The organism is Herbidospora sp. RD11066, assembly GCF_054661255.1.
This window is the reverse complement of the sequence record NZ_BAAGDO010000010.1, coordinates 180,847-196,007: the sequence shown is the minus strand read 5'-3', so window position 1 is coordinate 196,007 and position 15,161 is coordinate 180,847. Positions and strand designations below refer to the sequence as shown.

The following is a 15,161-nucleotide window of genomic DNA, read 5'->3' as shown; positions in this document are numbered from 1 at the left end:
TGTTGGTAGGAGCCGGGGGAACAGGGATAAAAGCTCAGCGACCCGACCTCGGGTCGAGTGCGTCGCGCAGGCCGTCGCCGAAGAGGTTGAAGGCGAGCACGGTGATGAAGATCGCCATGCCGGGGAAGAACATGAAGTGCGGCACGGTGTAGTACTTCGTGGCCGCCGCGAGCATGCCGCCCCAGGTCGCGGTGGGCGGCTGGATGCCGACGCCGAGGAACGACAGCGCGGCCTCGAACAGCACGTTGGTCGGGATCAGCAGCGTCGCGTAGATCAGGATCGGCGCGATCAGGTTCGGCAGGATCTCCCTGAACAGGATGTACGGCCCCCGTGCGCCCAGGCTCCGCGCCGCGTCGACGAACTCGCGCTCGCGCAGCGACAGGGTCTGGCCCCGGATGATGCGGCCGATGTAGCCCCAGTTGAAGAAGCCGATGACGAAGATCAGCAGCAGGATGCGGAGGGTGTCCCCCTGCACCTTGAGCTGCGTCTCGAACTGGCCGAGCACGCCCACCAGGGCCATGGCGAAGACCAGGACCGGGAAGGCGAGGAAGACGTCCATGAGCCGGCTGATGATCGTGTCGACCCAGCCGCCGAAGTATCCGGCGATGATGCCCATGGTGGTGCCGATGAGCACCGACAGCAGCGTCGCGAAGAACGCGATGAGCAGAGAGATGCGGGCGCCGTACACGACCCGGCTGAAGAGGTCGCGGCCGTTGAGGGGCTCGACCCCGAACAGGTAGTCCCAGCTGATGCCGCTGCCGCCCTTGGGCGTCATCGTCATCGTGTCGATCATGTCCTGGTTGAACTGGTTCGGCGGGTGGCCGAACCAGCCGACGATCAACGGCGCGAAGACGGCGACGAGGATCAGGAAGATGATGACACCGGCACCGGTGAGGGCAACCTTGTCACGCTTGAGGCGCATCCAGGCGATCTGTCCGAGGGACCGCCCCTGGATCGCCTTCGCGCCCGCTCCCTCGGCAACGGCCTCCGGGGTGGCTTTCAGCTCGCCACCGGAGACGTCAAGTGGTGCGGTCATGCGTTGGGCCCCCTGGGTTCCAGACGACGTTGTGCCGACGGGAGCACGACACGTCCGGAGCGCTCCCATGTGGATCTAGACCCACACGGTGAGCGGGTCTCGTCGGCAGAATCTATGTGCTGATCTGCGTAAACAAGACCCAGTAGGCGCTATGTGGCCCAACTGTGATTCACGCGAAACTCATTCGTGTTGATCTTGAAGAATATGTCGGAGTCCCGTTTCGGTTCTGTCGCGGAACTGTGACATTGCACTGGCGGGTAACTTAGGTCTCGCTATGCGAGATTTCCCGAGTCGGGCTCAGCTGATGCCGCGCTTCTTCAAGATGTCTTCGATGTCCGAGAAATCATCGTTCTTGGACTCGACGGGCTGCGGCGCCGGGCGGGCCATCGGCTTGGTGACGTCGGCCGGCCTGCCGGGCGCGGTCGTCGTGGCCGCCGCGGGCGCGGGCGCGGACTCCTTCTTCCCGTTCCGGGCCCTGCGCCCGATCCGGAGGGTACGGCCCCGCATCACCCCCGACACGAGGAACAAGATCACGGACAGCCCCGCCAGCGCAACCCCCGCCCAGACGGTCGGCGAGAGCACCAGCCCGGTCACGAAGCCCACGACCGAGGACACGATGTTCCAGATGGTCTTCAGCGCGTTGGTCAGATAGGCGGCCAGCGGCAGCAGCGCCCACGCGGTGGCCCGCAGCCCCGCCGCCGCCCCCCGGCGCCGGAACGCGAGGAACGCGAACGCCACACCGACGGCGGTCAGCCCCGCGCACAGCGGCAGCCACGCGATGTCTTCAAAGGTCATGCCTGCCCCCTGGAGTTGTCGGCCTCATTTCCATCCTGTCACGCGGGTCTCCGGCGCGTGCTCCTCCCTGAGGAGGGCGTGACCCCTAGGCACTACCCCGGGTTAGCCCTGGGGAGGCGTGGGGTTCACTCGGATCCGCCCAGGCCGCGAGGTTCCTACCGTCGGAGGCATGTGGCCTTTCATGGGGCGTACGACCGAACGTGACCAGATCAGGGCGGCGGCCCGCGACGGGGGCGGGGTGCTGGTGACCGGCCCGGCCGGGTCGGGCCGCACCCGCCTGCTCACCGAGACGCTGGCGCCCTACTCCTTCTTCCTTGTACGTGCCCGCGCGGCGGACGTGCCGTTCGGGGCCTTCGCCCACCTGCTGCCCGAACCCGCCTGCACCCCGGTCAACCCGGTGGTCTGGGCGGCCGGCGCCCTCGGGCCGGTCGCGCCGGTGCTAGCCGTCGACGACGCCCACCTGCTCGACCCCAGCTCGGCCGCGCTGGTCGCGCACCTGGCCGAGCACCACGGCACCACGCCGATCATCACGGCCAGGGCGGGCGCCCCGCTGCCGGAGGCGATCGCCGCCCTGTGGCGCGACGGCGGCCTGACCCGGATCGACCTGGCGCCGCTCACCGTCCGCGAGACCGGCCACCTGCTGGCCGCCGCCCTGGGCGCGCCCGCCGAGATCGCGACCGTACGCCGTCTCCACCACGCCACCGGCGGCAACCCCCGCCTGATCACCGAACTCCTGCCCGGCACCGTGATGACCCGCGCCGACGGCGTCTGGCGCTGGGACGGCGAGCTGACCCCGCCGCCCCGGCTGCGCCAGCTCCTGGAGGCCGAACTGGCCGGGCTGACCCCGGCCGAGACCACCGCCGTCGAACTGGTCGCGCTGGCCGAGCCGGTCGACCTGGACGTCTTACTGGGCCTGGCCGACCAGGCGGCCGTCACCCTGCTGGAGCGCCGGGGCCTGATCACCGTGCCGCGCGACACCTCTCCCCCGCGCGTGCGGCTGGCCTGCCCTCTCCACGCCCAGGTGGTGCGCGACCGGGCCACCACGCTGGGCGTCCGCGACGGGCTCGCGCTGCTCGGCGGCGGCGCCCCGCCCGTCGAGGGGCTGAGCGCCCGGGAGGCCGAGGTCGCCCGGCTGGCCTCCTGGAACCTGACCAACCGCGAGATCGCCGACTGGCTGGTGCTGTCGCCGCGTACGGTCGCCAACCACCTGTGCCGGGTCTACACCAAGCTCGGGGTCAACAACCGCGCCGACCTGGCACCGTTGCTGGCCGCTTAGACACGTCTAGATGAGGGTGTGGATGAAGGGGAGGTCGACGTCGAGGAGTGACTCGACGACCGTGCGGCGGGGGGCCGCCGGGATCGGGAGCAGGTTGGGGACCGCGATCACGTAGCAACCGGCGGCGGTGGCGGCGGCCACGCCGTTCGGCGAGTCCTCACACACCACGGTGTACCGCGGATCGGCGCCGAGGAGGCGCAGTGCCAACTGGTAGGGCTCGGGGTCGGGTTTGGTGCGGGTGACGTCGTCGGCGGTGACGATCGCGTCGAAGTGGTGGCGGCCGATCGAGGCGAGCACGGCGTCGGCCATGGGCTTCAGCGACGCCGTTACCAGCGCGGTGCGCACGCCCGCGGCCTTGAGCTCGGCGAGGAGTTCGAGGGCGCCGGGCAGCGGCTCGACCCCCGACTCCAGCCGGGTCAGCATGCCGTCGAGGAGCCAGCCGCCCACCACGCCGGGGGCGACGTCGGAGCCGGTCAGGGCGATCATGTAGGCGACGGTGGTGTCCCACGAGCCGCCGACCATGCGTTCCTGGTGTTCGGGGCCCCACTGGCCGCCGAGGCGTTCGACGACCTCGGCCTCGACGAGGCCCCACACTTTTTCGGTGTCGACCAGCAGGCCGTCCATGTCGAAGAGAACGGCGTGCAGTGTTTCAGACATTGGAGTTCCGGCCTCGGGGAGCAGTCGGGGTGTCGGCCCTCAGCTTATCGGTGGCCATGGATAACGCTCGGGGGCGCACTGCAACTAGGCTGGCCCCACGACTATGTGAGGAGGCGGCTTGATCGAGCTCGAAGGGCTCCCTGAGCTCGTCGACCCGGTGCTGATCGCCGCGTTCGAAGGCTGGAACGATGCGGGTGAGGCGTCGAGCGCGGTGCTCGCTCACCTGGAGGCCGAGTGGAAGGCCACGCCCCTGGTGGAGCTCGACCCGGAAGACTATTACGACTTCCAGGTCACCCGGCCGATCGTGGAGCTGGGCGAGGGCATGACCCGGTCGATCACCTGGCCGACCACCCGCCTGCTGGTGGCCCGTCCCCCGGGCGCCAAGCGTGACGTCGTCCTGCTGCGCGGCATCGAGCCCAACATGCGCTGGCGCACCTTCTGCCAGGAGATCGTCGGGCTCTGCCACGAACTCGGCATCGAGCTGGCCCTCCTCCTGGGCGCCCTGCTGAACGACTCCCCCCACACCCGGCCGGTGCCCATCGTGGGCTCGGTCAGCGACCCCGGCCTGGCCCGGGTTCTCAACCTCGACCTCACCAAATACGAGGGCCCGACCGGCATCATCGGCGTGCTCCAGCACACCCTCGGCCTCTCGGGCATGCAGACCATCTCGCTGTGGGCCTCGGTCCCCCACTACGTCGCCCAGCCGCCCAACCCGAAGGCGACCCTGGCCCTGCTGCGCCGGGTCGAAGACCTCCTCGACATCCCCATGCCCTACGGCGACCTGCCCGAAGAGGCCCGCGCCTGGGAGACCGGCGTCGACGAACTCGCGGCTCAGGATTCCGAGGTCGCCGAATACGTCAAGGAGCTGGAGGAGCGCAAAGACGCGGCCGACCTCCCCGAGGCGAGCGGCGACGCGATCGCGGCCGAGTTCGAGCGTTACCTGCGGCGCCGCGACCGGGGCACCGACTCGGGCTGAGGTTGATGGCTGACTGGCCCGCGGTCAGCGCGCGGCGGTTCGAGATCTACGTCCGCTGGTCCACCTATGTCGCCGTGTCGACCCCGCTCGCCACCCTCCTCGGCGGATTCGCCGGCACCGGCCGGCTGCACCGGCTCGGGTTCCTCGCGGTCGTCGTGCTCACGTTCGCCCTGGTCATCGGGAACATCCTCGTCAGCAGGCGGAGTTTCGGCGTCCTCGACGGCACCGCCGGGCGGCTTCCCGTTCCCGGCCTGGTCGGCTGGGGGCTCGTGCTGGTGGCGCTGGTCGCCTCGGCGTTCCTGCTTCCGGTGCCGCTGACGGGCGTGACGATCGCGACGGCGGTCGGGTCGGTGGCGGCGAGCTTCGTGCCCGCGCTCGACGCCCGGCGGACCTTCTACCTGAACGCGGCCGTCGTCGTCCTGGCCGTGCCGCTGGCGGCGGTCACCGATCTTCCGTTGCTGCTGGTCGGGGCGGTGGTGGTGAGCGTCACGCTGTGGGCGTGCTGGTCGAGCGTGTGGCTCCTCCAGGTGCTGCGCGAGTTGCAGCGGGCCCACGTCGACCGGGCCGCCCTGGCGCTGGCGACCGAACGGCTGCGCATCTCGCGCGACCTCCACGACGTGTTCGGCCGCACCCTCGCGGCCATCGCGGTCAAGAGCGAACTCGCGGCGGAGCTGGTCCGCCGGGGTGACGCCGGCCGGGCGGCCGACGAGCTCGCCGGGGTCCGGCGGCTGGCCGGGGAGGCCGGAGGTGAGGTCCGCCGGGTGGTGCGGGGCGAGCTCCGGGCGAGCTGGGACGACGAGGTCGCGGGCGCGCGTGCCCTGCTCGGCTCGGCCGGCATCCGCTGCGTGGTCGGCGGCGACCCGGTGCCCGAGGAGTGCGCGGAGGCGCTGGCGTGGGTCGTCCGCGAGGGCGTCACCAACGTCCTGCGCCACTCGGCCGCGACCCGCGTCACCCTCACCACCGCGACCATCGACGGCGAGGTCCGCCTCACGATCGCCAACGACGGAGCCGCCCCGGAATCCACCGACCCCGGCACGGGTCTGCGGGCGATGTCGGAGCGCGTCGGCGCCCTCGGCGGGCGCGTCGCCACCCATCGCGACGGACCCTGGTTCACCCTGGAGGCGACGGTCCCGGCCGGAGGCGGGGGGTGACCTCCCTTCCGGTACGCCGCTGGGGGCGCCGGGCACCGGTTCATTCTCGAGCGACGATCACCGAGAGGGGCCCGGCGTGATCCGCATTCTGGTGGCCGACGACGAGCATCTCATCCGTGACGCCGTCGCCGGGTTGCTCGATCTCAACGACGACTTCGAGGTCGTGGGGCAGGCGGCGTCGGGCGACGAGGCGATCGCGACGGCGCTCCTCGTCGAGCCGGACGTGGCGCTGCTCGACCTGCAGATGCCCGGTCTCGACGGGATCGAGGTGGCCCGGCGGCTCGGGGCCGTGCTGCCCGGCTGCGCCTGCGTCATCGTGACCTCCCACGGGCGGCCCGGCTACCTGAAGTCGGCGCTCTCGGCGGGGGTGCGCGGGTTCCTGCCGAAGACCACGTCGGCGCGGAGCCTCGCCGACGCGGTCAGGAAGGTGGCGGCGGGCGGGCGCCACGTCGACCCCGAACTCGCCGCCGAGGCGATCAGCGCGGGCGACTCCCCGCTCACCCCGCGCGAGACCGACGTGCTCGCCCTCGCCCGCGACGGCGCCCCGATCGAGGAGATCGCGCAGCGGGTCTCGCTCTCCCGCGGGACCGTGCGGAACTACCTCACCGCCGCCATCGCCAAGCTCGGCGCCGCCAACCGGCACGAAGCCGTCAAGATCGCCGCCGAACGCGGCTGGATCTGACGCGCTTCATGGCAAATGTCATGCCCTCCGTGTGCGGATCGCCGGGGATCTCGTGAACGACGGCACTGCCCGAGTCACAAGGCCGGGACCAGGCTGAAAGGCATGCAATCCAGTTCTTCTGCGATCTATCACGACGCCCCCCAGAGACGGCGCATGCCGGGTGGGGTGCCCTATCACCTGGTGCTCGCCGGGGAGAAGCGGCGGGTCGGGCGGGGTCTTCTCGCGCTCTTCCTGCTGATCTTCGGGCTGTTCGCGTTCGGTGGGATCATCACCTCGGTCGCGGCGATGATCGACGAGTCGATGGGGCGGAGCAACCCGATCTCGGGCGGGACCGACTTCACGGCGGTCTACCACGGCGCCAACACGCTCTCGATCGCGCTGCTGATCCCGTGGAGCATGCTCATCCAGCGCTGGCTGTACGGCGTCAGGGGCGCGTCGCTCAGTTCGGTGCTGTCGGTGTTCCGGCCGGCGGTGTTCGGGCGGGCGGCGCTGACGCTCGTACCCGTCTGGCTGGTCTACATGACGGTGTTCTACTCGCTGTCCCCGTACACGAAAGGGAGCTGGTCGTTCTCCGACGCCGTCGGCGTGTTCGCGGTCACGGTGGTGCTGTCGCCGCTGCAGTCGGCGGGTGAGGAGTACGGCTACCGGGGGCTGGCGTTCCGGGTGGCGGCGAGCTGGGGGCGGGGGCCGCGCACGGCGATGGCCCTCGGGCTCGGCGTGTCGAGTGTGCTGTTCGCGGCGATCCACATGTCGACCGACCCGTGGCTGAACGTCTACTACCTGACGCTCGGCGTCACGTTCGGGCTGATGACGTGGCGGACCGGCGGGCTGGAGACCTCGGCCGTCATCCACGGCGCCAACAACGCGCTGGTGTACCTCTTCATCCTGGCCACGAGCGCCGACCCGCTCGCGGGGTCCGACCGGTCGGCGGGGGCCGGATCGACGATCTTCCTGATCCCCTGCGTCCTGCTGGTGGCGATCACCGTGGTCATCTGGCTGGGGACGCGGCGTTCCGGTCCGGCCTTGACACCGCGATGATTCATCCGACAGAAACCGAATGCTCAGTTTCTGCCCACTTCAGCGATGATATGAGGTAATAATTAGCGCTTCCTTCCTCACAAGCGTCTTCTGTGGACTGCGCACACAAGGGCGAAAATGGTAACTCCGGCACCACCCCCGCACCACTCTTCCCAGGAGACCCGTCGGCGTGTTCTCGACATGGCGATGCGGATGAAAACCGGTACTCCCGAACCGGTGGGCACGGCCACCCCTCAGATCCGGGGCACCACCCCGGCTCAGGCCGTGGAGACCTTCCTCGCCCTCCTGCAGGACCGATTGCCCGGCTGGCTCCGGCTGCTCAACGAGCTGCGCCCGGGGTACGGCGACGTGGCCGGGAACCTCCGCCCGGTCGCCCTGGCCGGGATCCACTACTACACGGAGATCCAGGCCTCCGCGCTGCCGGCGTTCGTGTCGCCCGCGCTGACGGTCCGGTTCCGGCAGGCGATGCGCGAGTCGGAGCTCGGGCCCGAGGGCGAGGTCATGCCGCTGGCGGCGTATCTGGCCGCCGAGCAGGAGCTCGGGCGGGTCAGGGCCGACGTGCACCCCGAGTCCAGCGCCCGGCTGCTGCTGGCCGGCTGCTTCCGGCACGCCTACTACGAGATCTTCACCGGCGCCGACTCCGAACCCTCCCGGCCGGAGGCCGCCGACGCCATCGTGCGGGAACTCCGCTTGGAGCCCTGACCCGCCGTCTGCAGTGCCTCGTCGAAGCGGTGCCAGACCAGGTTCGCCAGGTCGTCGTCGACGCCCAGCGGGGCGCTGACGACGTCGGCGCCGCTGTCGGCCAGGCGGGTGTGGAACAGGCCGGGGGCCAGCAGGTAGGAGGCCACCACCGCCCGGGGCGCCGGGCCTCTCCGCACCCGGTCGAGCGCCTCGGCGATCCCCGGTTCGCCGCACGACGCGAACGCGGCGGTGACGGGGCGCGAAAGTCGTACGGAGAGAAGCCGGGCGGCCGCGCGCACGGCGGCGAGGGCGGCCCCGTCGGACGAGCCGGCGGCGCCCAGGATCACCGCGTCGCCGGAGCGGAGCCCGGCGGCGGACAGGCGCCGGACCAGCACCGAGGTGAGCAGCGGGTGCGGGCCCAGCGGGCCCGCGACGAGCGCGTCGGGACGCACCCGCGCGATCACCTCGGGCAGGTCGATGTGGACGTGGTAGCCGCCCGCCAGCAGCAGCGGCACCACGACGACGGGGCCCGCCACCTCGGAGAGCACCCGCTCCAGCGGCGGGTCGCTCAGCTCCAGGAAGGCGAGCCGGGCCGCAACCCCCGGCCTGAGCCGTCGCACCCGGGCGGCCAGACCGGCGAGGACGGCGTCCCACTCGGCGCTGCGCGCGCCGTGGGCCGCCATGACGAGGGTCGTCACACCCGACTTCACACGTCGTCCCGCTCGCAGGCGAGCCGGTAGCCGCGTTTGACGACCGTCTCGACGATGCCGCCCGGACCGAGCGCCCGGCGCAGCCGGGTGATGGCCATCTCGACGGCGTGCTCGGCCGAGTCGCGGGAGGGGCCGCCGGGCAGCACCATCCGCAGGTCGCCGCGGGCCACGACGTGCCCGGGCCGGTCGGCCAGCCGCTTCAGCACGGCCATCGGCGCCGGGGGCAGCGGCTTGAGGTCGCCGTCGACGACCACGGCGTGACCCCTGATCTCCAGCTCGTGGCCACCGGCGGTGAGCCGGGTGACGCTCTTCTCCGGCAGGTGCCGGGCCAGCGTGCGGGCCAGCGAACCGAGCCGCGACCGGTCGGGCTGGATCACCGGCACACCCCGGGCGACCAGCGGCTGCGCCGTGACCGGCCCGACGCAGGCCGCCACCACCGGCCCGCGGAAGGCCGCCAGCAGCGCCTCCTCCAGCCCGTCGGCGCGGGCCGCGTTGAGCATGGCCTGCACCGCCGGGGCGCTGGTGAACGCCACCGCGTCGATCGCGCCGGAGGCGACCTGGCTGACCAGGCGGCGCAGCGGCGAGGTGTCGCGGTAGGGCAGCCACTGGTAGACCGGCACCTCGACGACCTCGGCCCCGGCGGCGCGCAGGTCGGCGACGAAGCCGTCGAGCGGCTCGCCGTGCAGCTGGATCGCGATGCGGCGGCCGCGCAGGTCCTGGGACAGCAGGTGCCGCAGGACCTCCTCGCACGACTCGGTCGCGGGCGTCCAGTGGTCGGTCAGCCCGGCGGCCCGGACGGCGCCGCGCGCCTTGGGCCCCCGGGTCAGCAGCCGGGCGTCGGCCAGCCGCGCGGTCAGGTGACCGGCCAGCCCCCAGCCCTCGGCCGCCGCGATCCAGCCCCGGAACCCGACGCCGGTGGTGACCACCACGTCGTCGACCGGGGACGCCAGGCACTCGCGGGTGGCCGCCAGCAGGTCGGCGTCCTCGCTCAGCGGCACGAGCCGGATCGCGGGCGCCCTCACCACGCGCGCGCCCCGGCGTTCGAGCAGCGCGGAGAACTCCTCACGGCGGCGCGTGGCGGTGACACCGATGGTGAAACCGGCCAGCGCGTCGGGCGCGGTTTCCGGAGACAGCCCCTCGGCCAGTGCGGCCAGTTGCGCCTCTTCGAGCAGTGCGGTCATTTGACGCTCACCTCAACCATCCCCATGGTGACGCGAATCAGATAGGTCGGAATCACAGTCCCGGGATCGTCCAGGCAGACCCCGCTGGTGAGCGAGAACACCTGTTTGTGCATCGGGGAGGCCACGGTCGGCTCCCCGTTCCTGGTGCCCACGATCCCCCGGGACAGGACGTAGGCACCGCTGAAGGGATCCTGGTTGCCGATGGCGTACAGGGACCCGTCGTGGGCTCGGAAGACGGCGACCTGCTCGCCGGAGACCAGGGCGCAGGCGCCGCGCTCGGGCAGGAGGTCGGGAAGGGGGCATACGGGCGTCCAGGTCATCGGCTCGTCACCTGCAGGATCTCGGGCTTGATCTGGTCGCGCTCGGTGGTGAAGCTGATCGACGGGTCGGGCGTGCCGGGCGCGTTCACGAAGCTGACGAAGCGGCGCAGCTTCACCGGGTCGTCGAGGGTGGCGCGCCACTCGTCGGCGTAGGTGGCGACGTGGGCGGTCATCTGGGCGTCGAGGTCGGCGCAGATCCCCAGAGCGTCGTCGACGAGGATCTCGCGGAGCCGGTCGAGGCCGCCGTCGAGCTCCTGCAACCAGGCCGCGGTGCGCTGGAGGCGGTCGGCGGTGCGGACGTAGAACATCAGGAACCGGTCGATCGTGCGGATCAGGGTGGCGGTGTCGACGTCCTGGACCAGCAGGTCGGCGTGGCGGGGGGTGAAGCCGCCGTTGCCGCCGACGTAGAGGTTCCAGCCCTTCTCGGTGGCGATGATCCCGAAGTCCTTCGACCGGGCCTCGGCGCACTCGCGGGCGCAGCCGCTGACCGCCGACTTGAGCTTGTGCGGCGACCGCAGGCCCCGGTAGCGGAGCTCCAGGTCGATGGCGAGGGTCACGGCGTCCTGGACGCCGTAGCGGCACCACGTGGAGCCGACGCACGACTTCACCGTGCGCAGGGCCTTGCCGTAGGCGTGGCCCGACTCGAACCCGGCGTCGACCAGCCGCCGCCAGATGCGGGGCAGCTCTTCGACGCGGGCGCCGAAAAGGTCGATGCGCTGGCCTCCAGTGATCTTGGTGTACAGGCCGAAGTCCCGTGCCACTTCGCCGATCACGATCAGTTTCTCAGGAGTGATCTCGCCCCCCGGAATCCGGGGCACGATCGAGTATGTCCCATTTTTTTGTAGGTTAGCTAGGAAATGGTCGTTGGTGTCCTGGAGGGCGGCCTGTTCTCCTTCCAGGACGTGACCGTTGTGCAGCGAGGCGAGGATCGAGGCCACCACGGGCTTGCAGATGTCGCAGCCCCGGCCGGTGCCGTGCTCGTCGATGAGCTGCGTGAAGGTCGTGATCCCGCGCACCTGCACGATCGCGAACAGCTCCGCTCTGCTGTACGTGAAGTGCTCGCACAGCCCGGTGCTCTGGGCGACGCCCGTCTCGGTGAGGATCTTCTTCAGCAGCGGCAGGCAGCTCCCGCACGTGGTGCCCGCCCGGGTGCAGGCCTTGACCCCGGCGACGTCGGTGAGGCCCTGCTCGGCGATGGCCGTGGTGACGTCGTTCTTGGTCACGCCGTTGCACGAGCAGACCGGCGCGTCCCCCGGCAGCTCGACGGCGACCGGGCTGAACAGCAGATCACTGGGGGCGGCGGGGAGCGCGGCGCCGACGAACGGGCGAAGGGTCGCGTAGGGGGCGGCGTCGCCGACGCAGATGCCGCCGAGCAGGGTCGTGGCGTCGTCGCTGACGAAGAGCTTCTTGTAGACCCCGGCGACCGGGTCGAGGTAGGTGACGTCGAGCGCGCCCGCCATCGCCCCGAACTGGGCGACCTCGACCCCGAGCAGCTTCAGCTTGGTCGACAGGTCGGCGCCGGTGAACGCGGCCGTGCCGCCCATGATGCGGTCGGCGGCCGTCTCGGCCATCGTCATGCACGGCGCGACCAGGCCGTAGACCTGGCCCTCGTGCAGGGCGCACTCGCCGACGGCGTAGATCGCGGGGTCGCTGGTCCGCATGCCGTCGTCGACGACGATGCCGCCGCGCTCCCCCACGGCGAGACCGGCCTCGCGGGCCAGTTCGTCGCGCGGGCGGATGCCGGCGGAGAACACCACGACCTGGGCCTCGATGAGACCGTCGGGGGTGCGCAGGCCGGTGACCCGCGTCTCCCCCTCGATGCCGGCCACGCCCGAACTCGTGTGGACGGTCAGGCCGAGGGCCTCCACATGCCTCTTCAGTACGGCGCCGCCGCCTTCGTCGACCTGGCGGGGCATCAGCCACGGGCTCATCTCGACGATGTGCGTCTCCAGGCCCAGCCCGCGGAGCGCGTCGGCCGCCTCCAGACCGAGCAGGCCGCCGCCCACGACGACACCGGTGGTGGCCGTGGCGGCCGACGACCTGATGGCGTCGAGGTCGTCGATGGTCCGGTAGACGTGGCAGCCGTCGAGGTCGCGTCCGGGCACGGGCGGGACGAAGGGCGCCGAGCCGGTGGCCAGCACCAGCACGTCGTAGGGGATCGTGTCGTTGACCGTCTTGGCCGCACGGTCGATCGAGATCACCTTGGTGCCCTTGACGACCTCGACGCCCGGAATCTCGGGGTAGGCGAGGTCGCGGCCCTCCGTCAGGTAGGACGTCAGCGCCACCCGGTCGTAGGCGCCCCGGGGCTCCTCGCCGAGGATCGTGACCGTCCCGGCGAAGCCCTTGTCGGTAAGCGTGGCGGCCAGCCGGTGGGCGGTCGGGCCGTTGCCGATGATGAGAACGCGAGTCATGCGCCCGCCCCTTCCTGGTCGCGCGATCCCCGGTAGCGGGCTCGTGGGTCGGTGCCGGTGATCAGGTCGGCCACGACGGCCGCCTGCTCCCGGCAGGACGCGAGCAGGTCGTGGACCTGGCCGTCGTGCTGGGCGCACCCGCCGACGGCGAAGATCGCCGGGTCGTCGGTGCGCATCTCGTCGTCCACGACGATCCCGTGTTCGACGTGGAGACCGGCGTCGGTGGCCAGCTCGATGGCCGCACCGGTGGCCAGCACCAAGACGCTGTAAGGCGTGCGCCGCCCGTCGGCCGTCAGCACGCACCGGGTCTCCCGGTCGACCGAGACGACCTTGACGCCCCAGTGGGCGGTGACGTTGTGGCCGGCGTACCAGGAGGGGTCGTGCGGCGGCGCCTCCTCGGCTCCGAACACGGTCACCCGCGACTTGCCGTCGCGGGCGCGTACTTCGCTGACCAGGCGGGATCCGGCCATGCCGGTCCCCACCACGACGATGCCCCTCATCCGCCACCCCCGGCGGAGAGAGTCCTCCGGTCGCTCCGCACCCCCGAGGGCGGAGCGACGGCCCGGCCGCGCGGGGCGCGGTGCGGGCAGTGCGTGGCCGTCTCCTCGGGCAGCGGCGACATCACAGGCGCCGGTGCGGAAAGTGAGAACGGCATGGGTCCGATGGTGCTTTCAGGGGGTTTCACCGCTGGGTCCCTTCTGTTACCGCTGTGCTACAAACTGCCGTTCGTTTCCTAAACACGTGCGGCCGCAAGACTCGGGGTGGTTCCAGTGGCGTGGCGCCGCAGGTAGCAGAACCAGGTCAGAGCGAAACAAACGCCGTAGAAAATGGCGAAAGCGGAAATTGCCGCCCCCGCTCCTCCGGTCGCTCCGATGGACGATCCGAATCCGCGATTGATGAAGAATCCGCCGAAAGCACCGACCGCGGAGATGAAGCCGATGGCCGCCGCCGCGTCCCGGCGTCCGGCCGCCAGGGCGTCGTCGTAGGCGGGGGTGCCGGGCTCCAGGCCCTCGATCGCCTTGGCCCGGAAGATCGCCGGGATCATCCGGTAGGTCGACCCGTTGCCCACCCCGGCGGTGCCGATGAGCAGCAGGTACGCCACGAAGAACAGCACCACGTTGTGGCCCGCGAGGCCCGCGTACACGAGAAGGACCGCGCCCGCCATCGCGGCGAAGTTCCACAGCGTGACCGACGCCCCGCCGAGCCGGTCGGACAGCCAGCCGCCCACCGGCCGGATGAGCGAGCCGAGCAGCGCGCCCAGGAACGCGAACGTCACCAGCCCGGAGTGCTCGGGGAACTGCGAGTTGATGAGCAGCGGGAACGCGGTCGAGTAGCCGATGAACGAGCCGAAGGTGCCGATGTAGAGCACCGACATGATCCAGGTCTGCGGCTTCCCTGCCGCCTTCGCCATCTCGCGCGGCTCGGCCTTCGCGACGGTCAGGTTGTCCATGAAGAAGTAGGCGCCCAGCGCCGCCGCCAGGATGAACGGGATCCAGAACAGCCCGGCCGCCGCCAGCCCGAACGCCCCGATGACCAGCGGCATCACGAGCTGCACCGAGGAGACCCCGATGTTGCCGCCCGCCGCGTTCAGCCCGAGCGCGGCGCCCTGCCGCGACTGCGGGTAGAAGTAGGTGATGTTGGCCATGCTGGAGGCGAAGTTGCCGCCGCCGAGCCCGGCCGTGGCGGCGATGACGAGGAACATCCAATAGGGCGTCGCCGGGTCGTTGACGGCGACCGCGAGCAGCCCCGCGGGGACGAGCAGCAGCAGCGCGCTGACCACCGTGAAGTTGCGCCCGCCGAACTTCGCGGGCCCGAAGGTGTACGGCAACCGCAGCGCCGACCCGACCAGGTTCGGCAGCGCGACGATCCAGAAGAGCTGGTCGGTGGTGAACTTGTAGTCGCCCAGCCGCACCGCGACGATGCTCCACACCGTCCAGAGCGTGAACCCGAGGTGCTCGGCGAAGATCGAGTAGAGGAGGTTGCGGCGGGCGACCGGGCGCCCGGTGGTGGCCCAGAAGTCGGGGTCGTCGGGGCGCCAGTCAGCGATCCAGCGTGCCATGAGGGGGGTCCTTCCTCGGTTTCCAGGGTTGCCTGGAAACTAGGAGGCCGCCGTTACGCACACTGACGATCGGTGACGGTGCGCCCGTTAAGTGCGTCGCACGTACGAAACAAGCAACTCATACGACGCACCGGCGCAACACGGATTTAACCGCGATTAGGCCCAGTGCATGCAGGGCATTTCGACTT

General features: G+C 71.0%; 15 protein-coding genes. 6 read left to right on the top strand and 9 right to left on the bottom strand.

Features of this window, described 5'->3' with window-relative positions:
• Nucleotides 1-34 precede the first annotated feature (34 nt).
• Both ACYQ78_RS32255 and ACYQ78_RS32250 read right to left on the bottom strand, forming a co-directional pair.
• Entirely contained in the window at nt 35-1,036 is a 1,002-nt protein-coding gene (locus ACYQ78_RS32255; RefSeq protein WP_459804729.1) for an ABC transporter permease, read from the bottom strand.
• A 297-nt stretch (nt 1,037-1,333) separates the two neighbouring features.
• Nucleotides 1,334-1,831 carry a cellulose synthase gene (locus ACYQ78_RS32250; RefSeq protein WP_459804728.1) on the bottom strand — a complete coding sequence of 166 codons (498 nt, stop codon included), beginning with the start codon at nt 1,829-1,831 and terminating at the stop codon, nt 1,334-1,336.
• Between the two features lie 169 nt (nt 1,832-2,000).
• On the opposite strand from ACYQ78_RS32250, the gene ACYQ78_RS32245 reads away from it, so the two are divergent.
• On the top strand, nt 2,001-3,107 hold the full coding sequence (locus ACYQ78_RS32245) for a helix-turn-helix transcriptional regulator (protein ID WP_459804727.1): 1,107 nt from the start codon (nt 2,001-2,003) through the stop codon (nt 3,105-3,107).
• A gap of 6 nt (nt 3,108-3,113) precedes the next feature.
• On the opposite strand, the gene ACYQ78_RS32240 is transcribed toward ACYQ78_RS32245, so the two are convergent.
• Nucleotides 3,114-3,764: an HAD family hydrolase gene (locus ACYQ78_RS32240; protein ID WP_459804726.1), complete on the bottom strand. Its 651-nt coding sequence runs from the start codon at nt 3,762-3,764 to the stop codon at nt 3,114-3,116.
• A 118-nt stretch (nt 3,765-3,882) separates the two neighbouring features.
• Between ACYQ78_RS32240 and ACYQ78_RS32235 the strand changes: the two genes are divergently transcribed.
• The 5 genes from ACYQ78_RS32235 (at nt 3,883) to ACYQ78_RS32215 (ending at nt 8,313) form a co-directional block, all read left to right on the top strand.
• On the top strand, nt 3,883-4,740 hold the full coding sequence (locus ACYQ78_RS32235) for a PAC2 family protein (protein WP_459804725.1): 858 nt from the start codon (nt 3,883-3,885) through the stop codon (nt 4,738-4,740).
• A 5-nt stretch (nt 4,741-4,745) separates the two neighbouring features.
• Nucleotides 4,746-5,891, top strand: a complete 1,146-nt coding sequence (locus ACYQ78_RS32230; protein ID WP_459804724.1) for a sensor histidine kinase — start codon at nt 4,746-4,748, stop codon at nt 5,889-5,891.
• A 76-nt stretch (nt 5,892-5,967) separates the two neighbouring features.
• Nucleotides 5,968-6,573 (top strand): response regulator transcription factor, encoded by a 606-nt coding sequence (locus ACYQ78_RS32225; protein ID WP_459804723.1) that lies wholly within the window; start codon nt 5,968-5,970, stop codon nt 6,571-6,573.
• A gap of 102 nt (nt 6,574-6,675) precedes the next feature.
• Complete coding sequence (locus ACYQ78_RS32220; protein ID WP_459804722.1) at nt 6,676-7,611, top strand: CPBP family intramembrane glutamic endopeptidase; 936 nt, start codon at nt 6,676-6,678, stop codon at nt 7,609-7,611.
• 192 nt (nt 7,612-7,803) lie between these two features.
• On the top strand, nt 7,804-8,313 hold the full coding sequence (locus ACYQ78_RS32215) for a hypothetical protein (RefSeq protein ID WP_459804721.1): 510 nt from the start codon (nt 7,804-7,806) through the stop codon (nt 8,311-8,313).
• On the opposite strand, the gene ACYQ78_RS32210 is transcribed toward ACYQ78_RS32215, so the two are convergent.
• The 6 genes from ACYQ78_RS32210 to ACYQ78_RS32185 form a co-directional block, all read right to left on the bottom strand.
• Entirely contained in the window at nt 8,226-8,990 is a 765-nt protein-coding gene (locus tag ACYQ78_RS32210; protein ID WP_459804720.1) for a sirohydrochlorin chelatase, read from the bottom strand. The genes ACYQ78_RS32215 and ACYQ78_RS32210 overlap by 88 nt on opposite strands.
• 8 nt (nt 8,991-8,998) lie before the next feature.
• Entirely contained in the window at nt 8,999-10,183 is a 1,185-nt protein-coding gene (locus tag ACYQ78_RS32205) for a uroporphyrinogen-III synthase (RefSeq protein WP_459804719.1), read from the bottom strand.
• Nucleotides 10,180-10,503, bottom strand: coding sequence for a nitrite reductase small subunit NirD (gene nirD, locus ACYQ78_RS32200; RefSeq protein ID WP_459804718.1), 324 nt, complete (start codon nt 10,501-10,503; stop codon nt 10,180-10,182). Before nirD ends, ACYQ78_RS32205 begins: the two co-directional genes overlap by 4 nt.
• Nucleotides 10,500-12,914: a nitrite reductase large subunit NirB gene (gene nirB / locus ACYQ78_RS32195; protein ID WP_459804717.1), complete on the bottom strand. Its 2,415-nt coding sequence runs from the start codon at nt 12,912-12,914 to the stop codon at nt 10,500-10,502. The genes nirD and nirB overlap by 4 nt, the downstream gene beginning before the upstream one ends.
• Complete coding sequence (locus ACYQ78_RS32190; protein ID WP_459804716.1) at nt 12,911-13,414, bottom strand: FAD-dependent oxidoreductase; 504 nt, start codon at nt 13,412-13,414, stop codon at nt 12,911-12,913. The genes nirB and ACYQ78_RS32190 overlap by 4 nt, the downstream gene beginning before the upstream one ends.
• Before the next feature lie 233 nt (nt 13,415-13,647).
• Entirely contained in the window at nt 13,648-14,973 is a 1,326-nt protein-coding gene (locus ACYQ78_RS32185; protein ID WP_459804715.1) for an MFS transporter, read from the bottom strand.
• Between the last annotated feature and the right edge of the window lie 188 nt (nt 14,974-15,161).